The 18,076-nt window shown below is 35.1% G+C and carries 16 protein-coding genes and 4 pseudogenes; 16 read left to right on the top strand and 4 right to left on the bottom strand.

The genetic code is table 11. The features are described from left to right. Window positions 1-20 precede the first annotated feature (20 nt). Window positions 21-836 (bottom strand): annotated as a pseudogene (locus ACICPZ_RS04220) (hypothetical protein); the annotation flags it as partial. 71 nt (window positions 837-907) lie between these two features. On the opposite strand from ACICPZ_RS04220, the gene ACICPZ_RS04215 reads away from it, so the two are divergent. The 14 genes and pseudogenes from ACICPZ_RS04215 to ACICPZ_RS04150 all read left to right on the top strand — a co-directional run bounded on the left by ACICPZ_RS04215 (window position 908) and on the right by ACICPZ_RS04150 (window position 10,935). Continuing rightward, window positions 908-1,996 (top strand): IS481-like element ISWpi2 family transposase, encoded by a 1,089-nt coding sequence (locus ACICPZ_RS04215; protein WP_264373697.1) that lies wholly within the window; start codon window positions 908-910, stop codon window positions 1,994-1,996. Window positions 1,997-2,046: 50 nt separating this feature from the next. Then, a complete protein-coding gene (locus tag ACICPZ_RS04210; RefSeq protein ID WP_264373943.1) occupies window positions 2,047-2,301 on the top strand; it encodes a PAAR domain-containing protein in 255 nt (84 codons plus the stop codon). Further along, window positions 2,285-3,388 carry a YhcG family protein gene (locus ACICPZ_RS04205; protein WP_264373944.1) on the top strand — a complete coding sequence of 368 codons (1,104 nt, stop codon included), beginning with the start codon at window positions 2,285-2,287 and terminating at the stop codon, window positions 3,386-3,388. The genes ACICPZ_RS04210 and ACICPZ_RS04205 overlap by 17 nt, the downstream gene beginning before the upstream one ends. A 19-nt stretch (window positions 3,389-3,407) precedes the next feature. Further along, entirely contained in the window at window positions 3,408-3,743 is a 336-nt protein-coding gene (locus ACICPZ_RS04200; protein ID WP_264373945.1) for a GPW/gp25 family protein, read from the top strand. 2 nt (window positions 3,744-3,745) lie between these two features. Next, the gene (locus tag ACICPZ_RS04195) at window positions 3,746-4,555 is read left to right on the top strand and encodes a baseplate J/gp47 family protein (RefSeq protein ID WP_264373946.1); all 810 of its coding nucleotides are present in this window, start codon (window positions 3,746-3,748) and stop codon (window positions 4,553-4,555) included. Then, window positions 4,555-5,715, top strand: a complete 1,161-nt coding sequence (locus tag ACICPZ_RS04190; protein ID WP_264373947.1) for a phage tail protein — start codon at window positions 4,555-4,557, stop codon at window positions 5,713-5,715. The genes ACICPZ_RS04195 and ACICPZ_RS04190 overlap by 1 nt, the downstream gene beginning before the upstream one ends. 184 nt (window positions 5,716-5,899) lie before the next feature. Then, the gene (locus ACICPZ_RS04185) at window positions 5,900-6,598 is read left to right on the top strand and encodes an ankyrin repeat domain-containing protein (RefSeq protein WP_264373948.1); all 699 of its coding nucleotides are present in this window, start codon (window positions 5,900-5,902) and stop codon (window positions 6,596-6,598) included. 16 nt (window positions 6,599-6,614) lie between these two features. Continuing rightward, entirely contained in the window at window positions 6,615-7,184 is a 570-nt protein-coding gene (locus ACICPZ_RS04180; protein ID WP_264373949.1) for an ankyrin repeat domain-containing protein, read from the top strand. A gap of 184 nt (window positions 7,185-7,368) precedes the next feature. Further along, complete coding sequence (locus tag ACICPZ_RS04175) at window positions 7,369-7,929, top strand: ankyrin repeat domain-containing protein (protein WP_065106771.1); 561 nt, start codon at window positions 7,369-7,371, stop codon at window positions 7,927-7,929. A 45-nt stretch (window positions 7,930-7,974) separates the two neighbouring features. Further along, window positions 7,975-8,409: a DUF2924 domain-containing protein gene (locus tag ACICPZ_RS04170; protein ID WP_264373950.1), complete on the top strand. Its 435-nt coding sequence runs from the start codon at window positions 7,975-7,977 to the stop codon at window positions 8,407-8,409. Continuing rightward, window positions 8,402-9,556: pseudogene (locus tag ACICPZ_RS04165) on the top strand (recombinase family protein); the annotation flags it as partial. The gene ACICPZ_RS04170 and the pseudogene ACICPZ_RS04165, both read left to right, overlap by 8 nt. A 61-nt stretch (window positions 9,557-9,617) precedes the next feature. Then, window positions 9,618-10,381 (top strand): IS5 family transposase gene (locus tag ACICPZ_RS04160; RefSeq protein WP_156518237.1). Its coding sequence is split into 2 segments (ribosomal slippage): window positions 9,618-9,972 and window positions 9,972-10,381, totalling 765 coding nucleotides; the frame shifts between segments, so codons are not numbered across the junction. Between the two features lie 26 nt (window positions 10,382-10,407). Continuing rightward, window positions 10,408-10,755: pseudogene (locus ACICPZ_RS04155) on the top strand (recombinase family protein); the annotation flags it as partial. Between the two features lie 21 nt (window positions 10,756-10,776). Continuing rightward, window positions 10,777-10,935: a hypothetical protein gene (locus ACICPZ_RS04150; protein WP_209472999.1), complete on the top strand. Its 159-nt coding sequence runs from the start codon at window positions 10,777-10,779 to the stop codon at window positions 10,933-10,935. A 467-nt stretch (window positions 10,936-11,402) separates the two neighbouring features. On the opposite strand, the gene ACICPZ_RS04145 is transcribed toward ACICPZ_RS04150, so the two are convergent. Further along, the gene (locus ACICPZ_RS04145) at window positions 11,403-12,293 is read right to left on the bottom strand and encodes an Rpn family recombination-promoting nuclease/putative transposase (RefSeq protein WP_264373951.1); all 891 of its coding nucleotides are present in this window, start codon (window positions 12,291-12,293) and stop codon (window positions 11,403-11,405) included. A 132-nt stretch (window positions 12,294-12,425) separates the two neighbouring features. Between ACICPZ_RS04145 and ACICPZ_RS04140 the strand changes: the two genes are divergently transcribed. Then, entirely contained in the window at window positions 12,426-12,581 is a 156-nt protein-coding gene (locus tag ACICPZ_RS04140; RefSeq protein WP_264706293.1) for a hypothetical protein, read from the top strand. A gap of 284 nt (window positions 12,582-12,865) precedes the next feature. Here the strand turns inward: ACICPZ_RS04140 and ACICPZ_RS04135 are convergent. Both ACICPZ_RS04135 and ACICPZ_RS04130 read right to left on the bottom strand, forming a co-directional pair. Further along, window positions 12,866-13,462: pseudogene (locus ACICPZ_RS04135) on the bottom strand (M16 family metallopeptidase); the annotation flags it as partial. Then, window positions 13,446-15,944, bottom strand: coding sequence for a leucine-rich repeat domain-containing protein (locus ACICPZ_RS04130; RefSeq protein WP_264374055.1), 2,499 nt, complete (start codon window positions 15,942-15,944; stop codon window positions 13,446-13,448). The pseudogene ACICPZ_RS04135 and the gene ACICPZ_RS04130, both read right to left, overlap by 17 nt. Window positions 15,945-16,797: 853 nt before the next feature. On the opposite strand from ACICPZ_RS04130, the gene ACICPZ_RS04125 reads away from it, so the two are divergent. Further along, entirely contained in the window at window positions 16,798-18,069 is a 1,272-nt protein-coding gene (locus ACICPZ_RS04125) for a hypothetical protein (RefSeq protein WP_264706290.1), read from the top strand. Window positions 18,070-18,076: the final 7 nt, after the last annotated feature.

Genomic DNA, 18,076 nt, shown 5'->3' with positions numbered 1-18,076 from the left:
GTTTTCTCCGTTTTCTGGTATCAATTCCAGATTTTGTGGGTGGCATCTAATCCTGGACATTGCCACGCTCTTAGTGTCCTCTCTACATCTACTTCAAGCCCTGCAGTTAAAAAGTTGTTACGTATGTTATAAATCCCCCACTGGATAAACTGACCATAGATATATACATCACCTGAAAGCATACCTTCACTAACTTTTCCTCTGCTATCTAGATAAGATGATGTATACAGTAACACTGCAACAGTTTTTCCTGCTGGAATTTCTACATTACCAGATGCAGCAAATCTGCTACTCGAACTCATGTATTTGTAAACATTTTTCCACACTATTTTCGAAATTCTTGATTTACTAGCATTGGTATTATCTGGCGTTCCCACAAATGCTCCTGCTCCTTCATATCCTGAACTCCAAAAAGATGTACCAACAAAGTTTAATGTTCTTGTTATATCCCTACTTGTGGTGTTTTTTACAAACATTACTCCAAGTGCAGCATACGGGTAGTAATATATCTGATTACGACTCGTGGAGTCACTGCTTGTATATGACTCTCCGTAAATAAATGTACCTTTGTTTCCCTCTATAAAACTCAATTGTCTTGGCCGATAAAAACTAACGTAACTTGTATCGTATGTATGGCTACCCGCAAGTAATTGCAACATATAGTCGGTTTTTGTTATATCGCTGCTCCATTGACCTAATTCAGTTGTGAAAGCTCCGTCACCATAGTAATTATTTTTTCTACTGAGCACACCAAACAAGAAAGGTAATGACCCTGGTTCAACCATATTGCGCTTTCTTATTTCGTTTGTAAGCGACACTTTTAGTTGATCATCTTGTATTAAATAAGACTTGACCTGACACTTTAAAAAAGTAAGTTAAAAATAATAAAAATAAAGGAGTGTTAGATATGAGTACAATACAGACAAAAATATTAAAACCAAAGCTAGGATTATTAGAACTAGCAAAACAACTAGGAAATGTGTCTCAAGCATGCAAAGTGATGGGATACTCAAGAGATACATTTTATCGCTTTAAGGAGTTATATGAAAATGGAGGAGAGGAAGCATTACATGAAATAAGTAAGAAAAAACCGCTATTAGCAAACAGAGTTTCCGACGATATAGAAAGAGCAGTGATTAGTATAGCAACAGAATTTCCAGCATATGGGCAAGAAAGAGCTGCAAATGAACTGAGAAAAAGAGGTATAATAATTTCTCAGGGAGGAGTAAGGTCTGTATGGCTAAGAAATGACCTTGAAACTCTCAAAAAGAGACTTAAAGCACTAGAGACAAAAGTAGCTCAAGACGGAATCATTTTAACTGAAGAACAACTTGCAGCTTTAGAAAAAGTGAAAGAACAAAGGGAAGCTCATGGTGAAATTGAGACGCAACATCCAGGTTATTTGGGTTCTCAAGATACCTATTATGTGGGCAATATCAAAGGTATAGGGCGCATTTATCAGCAAACTTTTGTTGATACTTATTCCAGAGTTGCAATGGTTAAACTTTACACGGACAGAACAGCTATTACAGCTGCAGATCTTCTCAACGATAGAGTTATTCCATTTTTTGATGAGCAGAAAATTCCATTATTACGCATTTTAACTGATAGGGGTACGGAGTATTGTGGCAAGCCCGAAAATCACGCTTATCAGCTTTATTTGGGCATAGAAAACATCGATCATTCTAGAACTAAAGCCAACTCTCCACAGACTAATGGCATATGTGAAAGGTTTCATAGAACCATGCAAGATGAGTGTTACAATATCATCTTTAGAAAGAAAATCTACAGTTCTTTGGAAGATCTACAGATTGATGTTGATCATTGGTTGCGTTCTTATAATGAGACAAGACCTCACTCGGGTAAATATTGCTATGGCAAAACGCCTATGCAAACTTTTCTTGATAGCAAATATATTGCTTTTCAGAAAAATATTAGTAGCATTACACAAGAGCCTGATATTAGTTTTGACTACCTCAATTCTTCTGTCAGTTAATTCTTGTCTGTCAGATCAAATCTTGTCTTTTACAATTAATCTTAATTGATATGGCTAAAGCAGTTGTACGTTTGGGTGATTACTGTGGAGAAGCATTGCCGCATTTTTGCATAGGAGGAAGTAGAGATGTGTTTATAAACGATAAACCTGTTTGTCGGCAAGGAGATAGTTTTACAGAAGGTAAGGTAATGGCACAAGGGTCAAAAACAGTGTTTGCTAATGGTCATGGTATAGGAAGAGTTGGGGATTCAGTATCTTGTGGGTTTAAAGTAATAAGAGGAAGTAGTAATGTTTTTTCAGAATAAAAATAAACCATGTGCTATACTTACCAAAAGTAAAATTATGAACATGGATATAACTACTAGCCTATTAGGAGACGTTAGTAATTTAATAGATAGAGCAAAGAATCATCTTTCTGTTCAATTCAATTCTACTCTAGTATTGTTAAACTGGGAAATTGGCTCCAGAATTGATCAAGATATCCTAAAGCACAAACGTGCAGATTATGGGAAGCAAATCATCTTCCAACTTGCAAAAGAACTTCAGATTAAATATGGACGTGGATTTGATAGAGCTTCATTATTTCGTATGGTGCAATTTTCTAAATTCTTTCCTGATCAAGAAATTGTCGCGACACTGTCACAACAATTGAGTTGGTCACATTTTGTAGAAATTATTGCAATTTCTGATGACTTGAAGCGTAGCTACTATTTAGAAATGTGTCGTATTGAAAGATGGAGTGTTAGAGCACTACGTAGTAGAATCGATACCATGTTGTATGAACGTACAGCACTAGCAAAAAAACCTGAGGACTTCATAAGACAAAGCATCAAACAGTTACGTGAAGAAAATACGTTAGCCCCCGAATTCATTTTTCACGATCCATACTTCCTTAACTTTGTGGAATTGCCATCAAGTCATAGTGAGACTGATCTAGAAAATACGATTTTGGATGAATTGACAAAATTTTTACAAGAGTTTGGTAATGATTTTTGTTTTGTGACACGTCAAAAAAGGATGAGTACCGAAAGAATTGATAGGTATTTAGACTTGCTATTTTTTCATAGGGGATTAAGGCGCCTTATTGCAATAGAACTAAAAATTGGTCGATTTGAACCAGCTTATAAAGGACAGATGGAATGGTACTTAAATTGGTTAGATAAAAATGAACGAAAACCAGATGAAGAAAAACCCCTAGGGATTATTTTATGTGCTGATAAGGATCAAGAAGATATAGAATACCTGGAGCTTGAAGGATCTAATATTCATGTTGCGCAGTATTTAACACAGTTGCCTCCTAAGGAAATCCTTGAGGAGAAGTTGAGAAAAGCTATCTCTATAGCTCGTGAAAAATACGCAAGTACTAAGAAGAAAATGATTAAACAGATATAACATAAAAGGCAACGTGTTTATGCGAGGAATGGACGTTAATACTGGGAAAGAGCTTGAAGGAATAGAACATTTAAAGCAATCAATAGTTAATATTTTAACCACTCCGATAGGCAGCAGAATCATGCGTAGGAACTATGGCTCAAGGTTATCTGAGTTAATTGATCGGCCAATAAATAGAGATTTTACGTTAGAAATTTATGCGGCAACAGCGAAAGCACTACAAAAGTGGGAAACAAGGTTCAAACTCGAAAAGGTAAAAATCACAGAAGTAAAAGAAGGGAAAGTCACAATTTCTTTGGATGGGATTTATCTACCAAATGGGAAAAATATTCATTTTGAAGAAATTGTAGTATAAAGATGGAGCAGCCAAATATTATCGAACCACTGAACTTTGAAGAGATTTTTTCTCGGATGAAAGAGGAATTAGTAAGTCGTGATGAAAGTTTTACAGCATTAATAGAAAGTGACCCAGCAATAAAGATTTTAGAGGTAGCAGCCTGGCGAGAACTTTTGCTTAGACAAAGAATAAATGAAGCAGTAAAAAGTAATTTACTTAAGTTCGCAGGAGGAGAAGACTTAGATCGTTTAGCTGAGTTTTACGGAGTTGAGAGAGAAAAAGAAGAAGATGACGAACGATTTAGAAAAAGAATCAAGGCAAGAATAGTTGGCTCAAGCACTGGAGGAAGTAAAGAGCATTATAGGTTTCAAGCACTCTCAGCAGATAGAAGAGTAAAGGATGCGCTGGTTGAATCAAAAGTGCCAGGGAGTGTAGAGATCTCGATTTTATCCACGGAGTTATCCACAAATGGCATAGCATCTGAAGAACTACTTGATATTGTAAGAAAGCGAGTCACCAGGGATGATATAAGGGTATTGACAGATACGATAACAGTAGTTGGTTGCAATATTATTGAAATAGATATCCACAGCAAAATTAGCATTAAAAGACCAGACATTATTGAAACAGTGAAGAAGAGATTTATAGAAAAATTTGAAACAACGAAAAGATTGGGATGGAGTGTAACAAGGGCGTGGATTATAGCAAATCTATTTATAGAAGGAGTGGAAAACGTGGAATTAATAGAGCCAAAGGAGGATGTTGTGGTACTGGGAAATGAGTGTGCTATTTTGCAAAGCTTAAATATTGAACTAATGGGTAAAAGTTAATGTTATTACCGCCAAACGCAACAAAGCAAGAAAAAGCATTAGTAGAGGCTATTGATTACAAAGTAGACCATGGTTGCATTAGAGGGTTTAAATTTAGCCCAGGGGAAAAAGTATTGCCATGGATAATAGAGGAATATGGTCTAGAAGAGATTCTGCGTTGGGCAAAAGAGAAAAGAAGAGCGATAAAAGAAGGGGTAGAATTTCAGCGTTTAAGAGGAACACCAGCATCGCTGAAAATAGCATTAAAATGGGCAAGTATAGATGATATTACAATTATTGAAGAGCCACCCGGTAAACACTTTTTTGAATTACAGATAGGGATAAGAGACGTACCAAACGACTTCTTCGTAGATGCAGTAGTAGAGCTGGCAAAACTATCACTGCCTGTAAGATCCAGATTGATGAGGATTTTTAACGATTATTATAATGCGCAGAGATTTATATTGGACGAGAGTTTATTTGGAGATCTTCTTTCTGACTATTCGGGGGTAAAAATAGAAAAAGATGGACCAGTGTTATCATTTGGAAGAGTGAACTTTTTCAGATCTAGCAGTCCATTAATTGAGGTTATAGAGAGTTATCTACGCGATCATTATGAACGAGCTTTAAGCAATGACATATATCGCTTGGATGTAGCAATCCTTGGAGAAACCGAGCCTCACACAAAGAATTATAACGGTATTTATGAAAGAAGTCATCAGTGGAATAATTTAAAAACGCTATACCCTTTACCACAGAGCTTATTACCGGCAATTAAGTTTGCTAAAGCGCAGATAGTATTATCGGACAGTTGGAGTTTAGGAGAAATAAACGCATGTTTTCCGGTTACTAGTATAGAAGAGGAAGGGAATAAATTTTTATTGGGAAGTAGCAAACTATCTGAACAACTGTGGAATTTAAAATACAAGCCAATTTTAGAAAGGTTTAGCGTTACTCACCACTACAAGGTAGAAGATTTTACCAACCAAAAAGTTATAAGATTTGGTATAGCAGAGCACAATATTCACTTTAAAAATGATTTAGATTCAAGACAAAAAGATTCAATACATGAGTTAGAAAGGTACATTTTAGTGTTTTACCCAGGTGTACTAACGTGGCACGAACATCGTCATTTGAACAGGTCTTGGAAAGAAAGACAGCCCATATGCTTAATATACTAAACATATGTATTTATATCTTCATATACTATATTAGTATTTAGTTAAAAAAGGTGTACTACGCGAAAAAAGACTTGCCTTTTTATACTAAAACACGCATAACTTAAATAGTAGCAAGTAAACAAAAAAAATTGATCTTGCACTAAAGAGAGCCAAATTGGCGTATGTTTTTATAGTGAGGTGTGTAATGAGGTTTAGCAAGGAAAAGAGAGAAGCTTTTAATAAGTCATTTTATGAATTATTAGATAACTCGTTTAAGAATATTAATGAAAAAGACGAAAAAGGTGAAACAATACTGCACAAGGCAGCAAAAATGTCGACAAGAAAAAAAGTAAGTTTTCTAGTCAGGAAAGGAGCGGATGTCAATGCGAGAGATAACAAGGGTTTTACACCGTTACACTGGGGAGCATTAGCGAAACGTCTAGAAAACGTAAAAGAGCTGACAAGGTCAGGAGCGGAAATAAACGCTATAGAGTATGGTAGTAAACATACAGCACTACATCTTGCATGTATGGTAGGAGCAGAAAGTATAATAAAAGTGTTGGTGAAAGCAGGAGCGGCAATTAATCAACAGAGTAAATTTGGTTGTACACCAATGTATTGGCTATTGGACAATGAAAAGAATAAAGAGGCAAGGAAATTTCTGGAAAAGCAAGGAGGTATAGTAAGAGATACACCAAAAATATGCGATGAAGTAGTGGAATCAGTTGGAGAAATGGTAGATGTATGGAGTAGAAAATTTTTACCGAAGTTAAAAGGAAAAGTAGTAAGTTTAGAAGAAATAAGAAAAAGAGATGAGTCGCTAATAATAGAAGATTTTAACAACGTAATAAGCAGGGTGGTGGGCAAGATGAACACTATGATTAAAGAATTTGATGAAAGATAGATAGTTGAGGTATATTATGGTAAAGTTTAACAAAGAAACAAAAAATGCTTTTGATAAGTTACTGAAAGCAATATCAGAAGAAAACATAAAAGGAAAAGATTCAGGTGGTTGTACGGCATTGCACCGAGCAGCACAAGTGTCAAACCCAGAAGTAATAAAGTTATTAATAGAAAAAGGTGCAGGTATAAACGATAGAAACAATAGAGGCGAGACACCGTTGCACCTAGCAGCATTTTTAGGAAAGAGAAAGAATGTGAAAGCACTGATAGAGAAAGGAGCCGAGGTAAATGCAAAGTCGAACAACAAAGCAGTACCACTACACTTAGCCTGTTTAGCAGGGAGGAAAGGAACAATAGAAGAGTTAATGAAGGCGGGAGGAGATCTTGATACAGTAGATAAATTTGGATGTAGTCCACTAAACTATGCGAAGATTTACCAGAAGGTAACGAATTTTCTAGAGAAAAGGGGAGTGAATATGAGAGATGTGGCGGTGATGTATGGAGAAGCAAACAAGGCAATAGAGGAGATAATGGAGAAACGAAACGTAAATGAATTACAACAGCAGGAGGTAGATTTAACAGATTAAACATATAGATTTATATCTTAATATAATATGCGGAAAAAATGTGTATATTTTGTAAAAAAAAACTTGCTTTTTATGCCAAAACAGCCCTAAGTGAAAAAGTAGCTAGTAAACAAATAAGATTTGCTAAGCGCTAAAGTGAGCCAAATTGGAGCCACTTTATATTGCATTAATAGCTGAGGAACTTATGGTAAAATTTAGTAAGAAAGAAAGAGAAGAATTTAATAAGTCGTGGAAAGAAGTATTAGATAACTCAATAGAAAATATTAACAAAAAAGACACAAAAGGAAGGACGATACTACATTACGCGGTGGGAATGCCAGATCCGAAAAAAGTGAAATTATTAATCAAAAAGGGAGCAGATGTAGATGCAGCAGATGCCGGGAAATATAGACCACTACACCTAGCAGTGATGGGGCAACGTCTAGAAAATACAAAAGAGCTGATAAAGGCAGGAGTCGATGTAAACGCAGTGGAACGAAGTAGCAAATTTGCCGCGTTACACCTTGCGTGCATGGTAGCAGAGATAAAAATAGTAGAAGAGCTAGTAAAAGCGGGAGGGAATGTGGAACAAAAAGATAAATTTGGCAAGACCCCAATGGATTATGCGAGAAATAATAAAGAGATAAAAGAAGTGTTAGAGAACGTAAAAATCGCAAATAAACAGAGAGAGTTCATAGAAAAAATAAGGGTTGTATCCGGCAGCAGGTGTGATAGTGGCAAAGGAAGAGCTAGAAACTGTGGATGAGAAAGTGCTATGAGCCGCAACTTTTTTTTAAATTCAGAAGCTAGGATGGAAGGAATAGAAAAGAAAGTATTGAATTTAGAGAAAAAAGCGTTGGAAGAGCTGAGAAAAATATGGAGGAAGGTCTTTGTGGAAGAAGCGCCTAGAAACTCAAAGAAATATTTGATACCAAGATTGGCGTATAGGTTGCAGGAGAAAGCGTATGGAGAAATGTCAAGAAAAGGGGCAAACAGACTAGAATATCTAGCAGATCGACTAGAGAAGGGAAAAAGGATAAGTAGCGATAAACTGCCAGTAGAGGGAACAGAGTTGATATTAGAGAGAGGAGAAGAAGTCCACGTTGTAATGGTAACAAATACTGGTTTGATCTACCGAGAAGAGTTTTATACATCATTATCAGCAGTAGCCGGGAAAATAATGGGAATGAGTTACAACGGACCGCTCTTATTCGGTATGCGTGAAAAGGAGAAAAAAAATGTGTAAAGAGATAAGATGTGCCATATATACGAGAAAATCAAATGAGGACGGGCTAGAACAAAAGTTTAATAGTCTTGATGCGCAACGAGTAGCATGTGAAAAGTATATAAAAAGCAAAGAAGGGTGGGCAATATTACCAAAAAGATATGACGATGGAGGATATTCGGGAAGCAATTTAAATAGGCCAGCGATAAAGGAATTATTAAAGGATATAGCAGCAGGAGAAATAGATTGCGTAGTGGTATATACGCTAGATAGGTTATCAAGAGAGACAAAAGACAGCATAGAAGTAACGTCATTTTTTAGGAGACACCGGATAAGTTTTGTAGCAGTAACACAGATATTTGATAACAACACACCAATGGGAAAATTTGTGCAAACAGTGCTATCAGGAGCAGCGCAACTAGAAAGAGAAATGATAGTAGAGAGAGTAAAAAATAAAATAGCAACATCGAAAGAGGAAGGATTATGGATGGGAGGGAATCCACCACTTGGTTATGATACAAAAGATAAGGAATTAATAATAAATGAAAAAGAAGCAAAAATAATAAAGCATATATTTGAGAGGTATATGGAGCTGAAGTCAATGGCAGGATTAGCAAGAGAGTTAAATAGCCAAGGGTACCGAACGAAAGCAAAATCAGATATCTTTAAAAAGGCCACAGTGAGGAGAATAATAACAAATCCGATATATATGGGAAAAATACGGCATTATGAGAAGCAGTATAAAGGAAAGCATGAGGCAATAATAGAAGAAGAAAAATGGCAAAAGGCACAGGAATTAATAAAGAATCAGCCATATCGAGGCAAAAAATATGAAGAGGCGCTACTAAAGGGGATGATAAGATGCAGATGCTGCAAAGTAAACATGACGCTGACATACTCAAAAAAAGAAAATAAAAGGTATCGATATTATATATGCAATAACCATTTAAGAGGAAAAGGTTGCGAGTCGATGAACCGAACAGTAGTAGCCGGAGAAGTGGAAAAAGAAGTAATGAAGAGAGCGGAATGCTTATATGAGAATTGGGAAAAAGGGGCAAAAAAAGAAAAATGGGAAAATTTAAGTTTTGGAAAACAGAAAGAAGCAGTGAAGAAATTAATAAAAACAGTGTGGGTAAGAGAAGATGGAATAGAGGTGTGTTCTGAGAACCTGTCTTGAAAGGGAATAAAGAAAAGAGTATGATGAGGTAAGCAAAAAATAGGAGGGTAAATTGTATCCAAGTGATATAAGTGACAAGGAATGGGAAATTTTAGAGCCCTATGTTGCACAAGGAGCGATAGGACGACCAAGAAAACATAACATCAGAACAATTATTAATGCAATAAGGTATATAATGAGGGGTGGTTGCCAGTGGAGAATGCTACCAAAGGATTTTCCCCCATGGAAAACGGTGTATGACTATTTTATCAGGTGGCGTAATAATGGAAAATTGAAAAAAATACATGACATGCTAGTAAAAGAGGTAAGAAAAATGGTTGGTAAAAATGAAACACCTTCAGTAGGTATAATTGACAGTCAATCAGTGAAAACGACTCAAAAAGGGGATCAAGAGGATATGATGCCGGTAAAAAAATAAAGGGTAGAAAACGCCATATTATTGTAGATACACTAGGTCTTGTAATTACTGCAGAGGTACACAGCGCAAGCATTCAGGATCGTGATGGTGCTACCAATCTTTTTATTCAAGCTAAATGCAAAGCTCCAACATTACGTAAGTTTTTTGCTGATCAAGGATACAAAGGTAAATTACAAAATCGATGTTTGTTGGAAACTGGATGTTTGCTAACGATTACCAAGAAATTGGTTGATACAGGATTTCAGGTTATTCCTAAACGTTGGATTGTAGAACGAACCTTTGCTTGGCTTTCCAATTTTAGACGCATGAGCAAGGATTACGAGCATTCTCCTCTTACTTCAAAAAACAATATCTTATTTAATATGATTACTTCTATGCTTACTAAATTAGCTGCTTAACTCCTTTCAAGACAGGTTCTGAGTCAGAGGAAAAATTTATACCAATGAATTTAAAGAAGAAAGGAAACAAATGCACAGTAGTGGAACCAGAAGGAAAAACAAATAATGCACTACTGAAAGCAGTGGTGAGAGCTCACCTATGGAAACGGCAGCTAGAAGAAGGAAAATATAGAAGTGTGAAAGAGCTGAGCGTTAAAATTAATATAGGTACAAGGCGCATACAACAAATTTTAAGATTAAATTATTTAGCACCAAAGATCAAAGAAGACATAGTAAATGGGAGACAACCAAGTAATTTGCGGTTAGTTGATTTAAGGGAAATACCGATGCTGTGGAGTGAACAGTTAGAGAAATTTTATGATCTTAATTTATAAAAACAATAGGAGAAAAACATTATGAGAACACCGAAAAAAATATGGAAAGATATTGCTGAAAAGCTTAGAAATAAAAAAGGTACCACTACCGCAAAAGGAGCTGATATGGAGATGCCGGCAGATGTTGAGGAAGTTAAAGTTGAAATAAAAAAGCAAACCAATACAGTTTACAGAAACTGACACTAAATTATGTAATATAAATAGTGAAGATCTTCAACCTATATGTGAAAACAGCGAAAAAGCGCAAATAGAAACTACTGTAGAGCCAACTTCCGTTGATAGAGCTGACAGCCCATCTTCCGCTGAACCATGTTTTGATGCTACAGACGAAAAAGATAAACCGTTAACGCAACAAAGGCAAGCAATCCTGGCTGGTGTTGTTGGTGCAGTGTTATTGGCAAGCGGTGTTGCATTGTATATCATGAAAATGCCTGTAGTAGCAGCGGTTGTGGGAATTGTTGGATTATCTTGTGTGAGTTATGCGTTGTATGATGTCCTAAAGCCGAATACGACGCTAGAGAAAGTAGAAAGTGTGGAGCAGCCTATTCAGTCTTCTTTGAACCTAACATAAAAGGCTATGCTCAAAAAACTATAAGCGTCAAGTAAATTTCAAATAAGGTAATTTCTTTAGAAGAATCTATAAGTTATTAAACTTTCTGCAATTCTTTTATCTCACTTATAGAAAGACCAGTAAACTTGACAATAGTGTCAATATCAACATTATTAGCCAGCATTGTTTTTGCTACTTCAACTTTTCCTTCAATTTTTCCTTCCTCTTTACCAATTTTTTTGCCTTGTTCAGTAGCATCATCGAGTCTTTGAGCGAGGACAGCCTGTTCATCAAGAATACGTTTTATTTCCTGTTCGTAGGCAATAAATTCTTTCTCTGACCAGTTAAATCTATTTAGCTCTTCATAGGCTTTTTTGATTATAAAATCACTCCCTATTATTTTTTCCAGCTCCTCTTCACTGGTTTCCTCTGCATACCTAAAGAAATAGGCCCACTTTTCAACTATATTCTCCAACTGATCTTCCTTAGTTTTTGGAAATTTTGGCAATTCAATAAATATAAAGTAGAAATCTTTTAAATCATGTTCATTAGTGTCTTCATCCCGAATAGTATGCTTTGATTTATACTCAGACTTATCGGGAAACAAGATACAATCTGCTATAGCAATAAAGATAATTTCCTTAAGGTCATGGTATTGATCACCCTTGTCAGCTTGTCTTGAATAAGCTTTAGCAGCATAGTACTGAGCACGTTTCTCGAAGCCTTTAGTTTTAGCGACCTGCATTTCGACGATCACTTGCAGTCCATTTTCATCTCTGCAGAGAACATCAACAATACTTTGCTTTTTAGCGGCGATATCAGGGTCTTGAATAGTACTTAAAAACTCTATATCCTTTATTTCATTTTTACCAGTGAAGCCAAGGATATCATTGAGGAAGTGAATAAGAATATCCTTATTTTTTTCAGTACCAAAGATACGCTTGAACGATATATCATTTTTGGGGTCAAGAAATTTAGAAAGAGCCATAATAAGTAAACCTATAGGACGTTAACAATTATACACAATTCTGAAGAAATGTTCAACTTCTTTATGCTAAAGTCTATTAAAGTGGTAAATTTAGCTGAATTTCAAGAGTTGGCTAAAAAACTGCCTTCATAGATGGCCCTAGAATGCTACTATGCACCTTGGATGTACAATTTAGCACGGCTTCTATTGAGGACCCCTGAGCAGCTAAAACTATACTGCAAACTGCTCGATAATGAGAAAAGACAAGATCTTTATCAAAAGGTGCTGAAGGAAATGCGCAGAGGTTAATCAGTTGAAGAAGCTGAATGAAATAGCTGCTGTCATAGAAGAGACTATTATTGCCCACAAAGATGGAGAGAAGAGGGAAGAAAGTTAGGTTATTAATTAGTATGCATAAGATACTAATATGTGAATATATCCTACCGGCCCACAAAATCTTAAAGCTAGTGGTATGTTTGAAAAATCATAAGGTCAAAATAATTTCTTTAGAAGAACCTCTAAATTATTATGGCTATCACTTAACATTTAAAGCAACTTCTCCTTATCTTGAGCGCATGCTTTTTTTGAATCAATTATTTATTTTGAGTATTCCTTCCAACTTCAACAAAAAATAAATTTTCAGGATCTAGCAAAGAACTTGCTAACTCGTTTACTTTCTCTAGTTTTACATCATTAATGATATCTGCACAATTATTTATACGGTTAACATCACGATCGTTTACCTGCATACCATTCAACAGTATTGCTGTATTTGCATTATTGGATAGGCAGGAAAAGATAAAATTATTCACTATATTAATTTTTGCATCATTGAGCAATTGCTCATCAATTCCTTCCTTTTTTATCCTGCTTAATGTATCTTTTACCGCTGATATAGCTTTACCAGCAGTAGAATTATCAGTACTCACGAGTCCAGATATAATATTTCCATGTTTATTGGGAATATTATTTGCATAAACAAAATAAGTAATACCTAGGTTTTGCCTCAGTTCTTTCATTAATATTGAATTCAGCCCTATGCTGCCAAGCACGTAAATTAATACTTGAGCATTATAGTAGTCGGGATCTTCATATGCTATACCTTTTTGGGCAAAACATATTATACTCTGCGGTATATCCATAAAAATGTTCTTACTTTTTGCAGGACCAAAATTATTCTTTACAGGTATTATTGTTTACACTTTTACCTTGTGCAAAATCTTGCATTACCTTAACTTCAGGTAATTTTTCAATGATAATTTTATATTCATCTTCTTTCGGTATATTTCTATCATAATTAGGTAAATATTTCTTAATATCTTTACAAAATTTTTGGCTAATCATTGCAAAAATCTTCTGTTCTTTAAATGTAATTTCTTTAGGCTCATTAATATTAGTACTCGCTACCGCAAAGCCTAATAGGGCATCTTTCAATTCTAGATTGCCTTCAACATATTGAATTAATTCCTTAGCTAAGTCTTCTACAAATGGTACAATGTTTTCTGCGGTAATACTATTTCTCTGTTTTTCTTGCTCTCTTTCTTTGTCTAAAGACTGTGTAAGTTGATCACTTATTTCCGAGCTAATTTCTCTGACGCTGTTAATAATTTGACTCCACGTACCTTGAGTGCAGGCATCATCGTCTTTACCATATGTTGTTGCTGCCACATATATTTGTTTTAGAAGAACAAATTCCTTTTGCTCTCTCCATATTTCTTCTATGTTTAAGCCACTAATTTCTTTGAATAATTTATCTACTTTACTACCGTCTACGTTATTTAACAACTTATAAAACTCCGTTCTATTAGTTATTTGCTCCTGAGAAACATTATTATTTCCAAGTTCTAACCTTATTTTAGATAGCTTTTGTTTCACCAGCTCTGGATTTTGGTTTGCAAGAGTAACGAGCAATTCCTTGCTTTCTTTTAATGGAATAGAGAATCCATCAATAAGCAATTTAATACAACCTATACATTCAGGTATAGTAACCTTTGCATCACCTCTGTCATAATCGTATTGGAGTTTTGTTTTGGAAATTTCTTGAATATATTCACCATTTGGATCTTTTCCTAAGTATTTTTTCTCCAATACTTCACTAGCCTTGCTAACAGTAATTCTAATGAACTCTTCATCATTTGGTACAGCTTGATTTTTAAGTAATGTCTTCTCCATTACACTTTTTTTTTCGCCTTTGGTAAGACTGAGTAATCCTACTCTTACCGAATCACTCTGATATCGCTCAAGTAATTTAGGCACATTTTCCATATAAAAAGTTGCAGCTTGTTTTAATTCATTCTCACTAGCATTTATAGATTCCACTAAGCTTTTAGTGATAAAACGTGTTTGCTTAACTGCTGCTGGTGTATGGACAGACTGTCTATCTCGTAAAATACCCTGTAACTCAGCATCCCTTTCTAGTTCTGGTTCTTTTTCAGGAATGAAACCATGCTTAAATAAAAATTCTTGCATTTCAGGAGAGTGGGTATAGAAATGAGATAATGTACGCCCTTGTTTATCTTGTGAGTTAATTAAAAAACGGTATTTGTTAGGTTGTGTGAGGATATGCTTAACTATCTTGCCACTATTATCATGTTGGGCTACATTAAAAACCATCTTTTTTACGCCCTTTTTATATGGAACTTGATTGTGAGGACGTGGTTTCAACAGGAAATCACAAAAGATTCTATGTGACATTTCTTTCAAAGAATGAATTAATTTGACTCCGGAATTTTTAATTTCAGCTAGACTTTCTATACCTTCAATACCAATTTTAATTTCACCAAGGCAAAGTTTTTTAAGGTTTTTCAAGCATGAAGACTTAGTTAAAGCCTTTAAACCTTCATCATCAATCTTGTTACCCGATAAATTAAGTGAAGTAAGATTTGCAAATTTAGCTAATTCTCCTATACCTTTACAACCAATACCGCAACCCGCTAGAGAAAGGGAAGTAAGATGTGTAAGTTTAGCTAATTCTTTTACATCTTCACTACCAATCTCATTACCCGATAAATCAAGTGAAGTAAGATTTGTAAATTGAGCTAATTCTCCTATACCTTTACAACCAATACCGCAACCCGCTAGAGAAAGGGAAGTAAGATGTGTAAGTTTAGCTAATTCTTTTACATCTTCACTACCAATCTCATTACCCGATAAATCAAGTGAAGTAAGATTTGTAAATTGAGCTAATTCTTTTACACCCTTAACGCTAATAAGGCAAGATATTAGAGAAAGTGAAGTAAGATTTGCAAGTTTAGCTAATTCTTTTACACCTTTATCACTAACCTTGTCACTTGATAAATTAAGTGAAGTAAGATTTTTAAGTTGAGCTAATTCTCCTATATCTTTATAACCAATACCGCAATTCACTAGAGAAAGTGAAGTAAGATTTGCAAGTTTAGTTAATTCTTTTACACCTTCACTACCAATCTTGTTACCCGATAAGTTAAGTGAAGTAAGATTTTTAAGTTGAGCTAATTCTTTTACACCTTCATAACCAATCTTGTTACTAGATAAATCAAGGGAGGTAAGATTTGCAAGTTTAGCTAATTCTTTTGCACCTTCATCATCAATCTTGTTACCCGATAAATCAAGTGAAGTAAGATTTTTAAGTTGAGCTAGTTTTTTTACAGCCTTGGTACTAATAGTATATCTGTTATCAATATATCCAGACATTAGAGATGATGGTGTATAAAGCCCAAGTTTAGCTAATCCTCCTGTAACTCTATCACCAATCTTATTGCACAATAAATTAAGCCTTGTAGGCTCAGTTAATTCTTCTACAACTTCACTACCAACATTGCAATTCTTTAAAGAAAGCCTTATAATGTGTGTATTACTTTGTAAAAAGCTTAGCAGTCTCCCTATGTCTACCGTAGTGGCATTCTTTATTATTAAAGAATCATCTGTAACGTATCGATCAAAGCTCATTTTATTCTCGTGTTTTGTACTATCGTGCGAATATGATATCAGATATTTCAGTAATTTTCAACTATGTTAAAAAATTACGTAAAAGCTTATGAAAATGCTGCTCTCTATAGCGTCACCAAAATTTTAATCATTTACTTTCTTCAAAAACGTGAAAATAGTACGTACCTTTGTGAGAACAAATTAAATAAAAGCGGCGTTGTGAAAATAAAAGCGTAAAATTGTTGCAACAAAGCCAAGCAAATTGGTTCGTATGTAAATGTGACCAAAGTAGGCTAAAATAGCTGATTTTGCGGTATAGTAAAATTATTATAAAGAAAAGTTCGAACGATACACTTGGTAGACCAACTGATCCCAAAACGAACAGTTCTCACGTTTGTTATTTTAAGTTGCTGAAAGTGGTTGTATTATTTAAGTTTTTAACAGCATGTATTGCCAAATTAGTAATAGCTTATCATTAAGGACTTCCATCAAAAATTATTTCAAAAAATTTTAAATGTAGGGGTTGACAAGTTTTAAAGATGGAGTAGCATGTCCAAAATACATTAAACCTTTATGGTATGTAAGGGGTTAAAGTCTATTCATTTCAAGGGGAGTAGCCATGTTGCGTTCAGACATTCCGCAAGTTTTATTTTCTTGCATTAAAGAGGATGATCCTTATAGGGCATCTAAGGTCTTTCAAATTGAACGTTGGTGCTATGCAAATTGGGATTTACATGAAAGAAGTGGTCAAAGAAGGCATAATTTTCTTGCACAAATACTGTCTAGTGAAGATTGCTGGAAAAAAGTAGGTGGTTTACATGGAGTTAAGCTTGATAGGCAAATGGTAGGCAAGAAACTGATTATGCCACCAGATTCAGATAATCCTTTTAGCACCAAGAGATACGATATTGCTTGCCGGTGTTGCTTAGAAGAAGATATTATTGCCTTATTTGAGGAAAGAAAAAAAAGATTATCAGCTCAAGGTGAGAGTAGTTTGCTAGAATATCACCATTTGGTTAGATGTTTCGGAGTAGGTCTTTTAGGGCAGTTTTGGTCACATTTTGTTAGCGGTCACATCTCTAAATTAAACTTGAATGGTCGTCATCCATATGAGTATGGACTTAAATGTGCCATGGATCTTAAACAAGCAGAAGCAGTGGAGTTTTTCTGGAATAAAATAAAATCGTTGCCTGAAGATGAGTTAAGTACTCAGCAGAAGGATGAAGTCTTTATGAAAACTGCAGTGCGTGCAGCGGGAAGTCGTTGTAACAGTTATCCTGAAATATTTGAGTTTTGCTTTAGTCAAATAAGTCCTGATAAATATCCAGAACTTTTAAAAAGGGATTTGGCTGAAAATCGTTATTATGGGAGTTTAAGTGCGTTACGAGGAATGCGTTGCTTTGGTCATGTTCAAACATTGTTTGACTGCTTGAAACCAAGTGATATTTCAGAAGATGACTACCATCTCTGGTTAAAGTGTATAGAAATAGAAGATTGTTCAGTACATCATGCAGATGCAGGCATGAAGCTTTTTATGCATATGTGGATGAAAGAAGGGTTTGATAATCATCGTGCTTTTGTAATGAGCAAAGAAGTAATGGATAAGTCCCCTTATTTCCACACAAATTTATTAATACCTTTAGTAAAAAAGGATTATATGGAACCAGTATGGGCAGTGTTGGATAAAGCTAGTCCTGATCAGATTAAAGAATTTATGAATTACAAACAAGCCAATCATATACGTTCCATATTAAAGGAAAGAGGAGATGAGGGTTCACTGGATAAGTTTCTATCATATGGTAAATCTGTAGTTAGAGAGCTTGAGAGTTTAAGTACTGATTTAACTGAAGTTAAGTTAAATAAGGTACATGGTTTAGGTAAAAGGTTGTAAAGGGGGT

Source organism: Wolbachia endosymbiont (group A) of Melitta haemorrhoidalis, assembly GCF_964273365.1.
GTDB lineage: Bacteria > Pseudomonadota > Alphaproteobacteria > Rickettsiales > Anaplasmataceae > Wolbachia > Wolbachia pipientis.
This window is presented reverse-complemented; position numbering and strand designations above follow the sequence as displayed.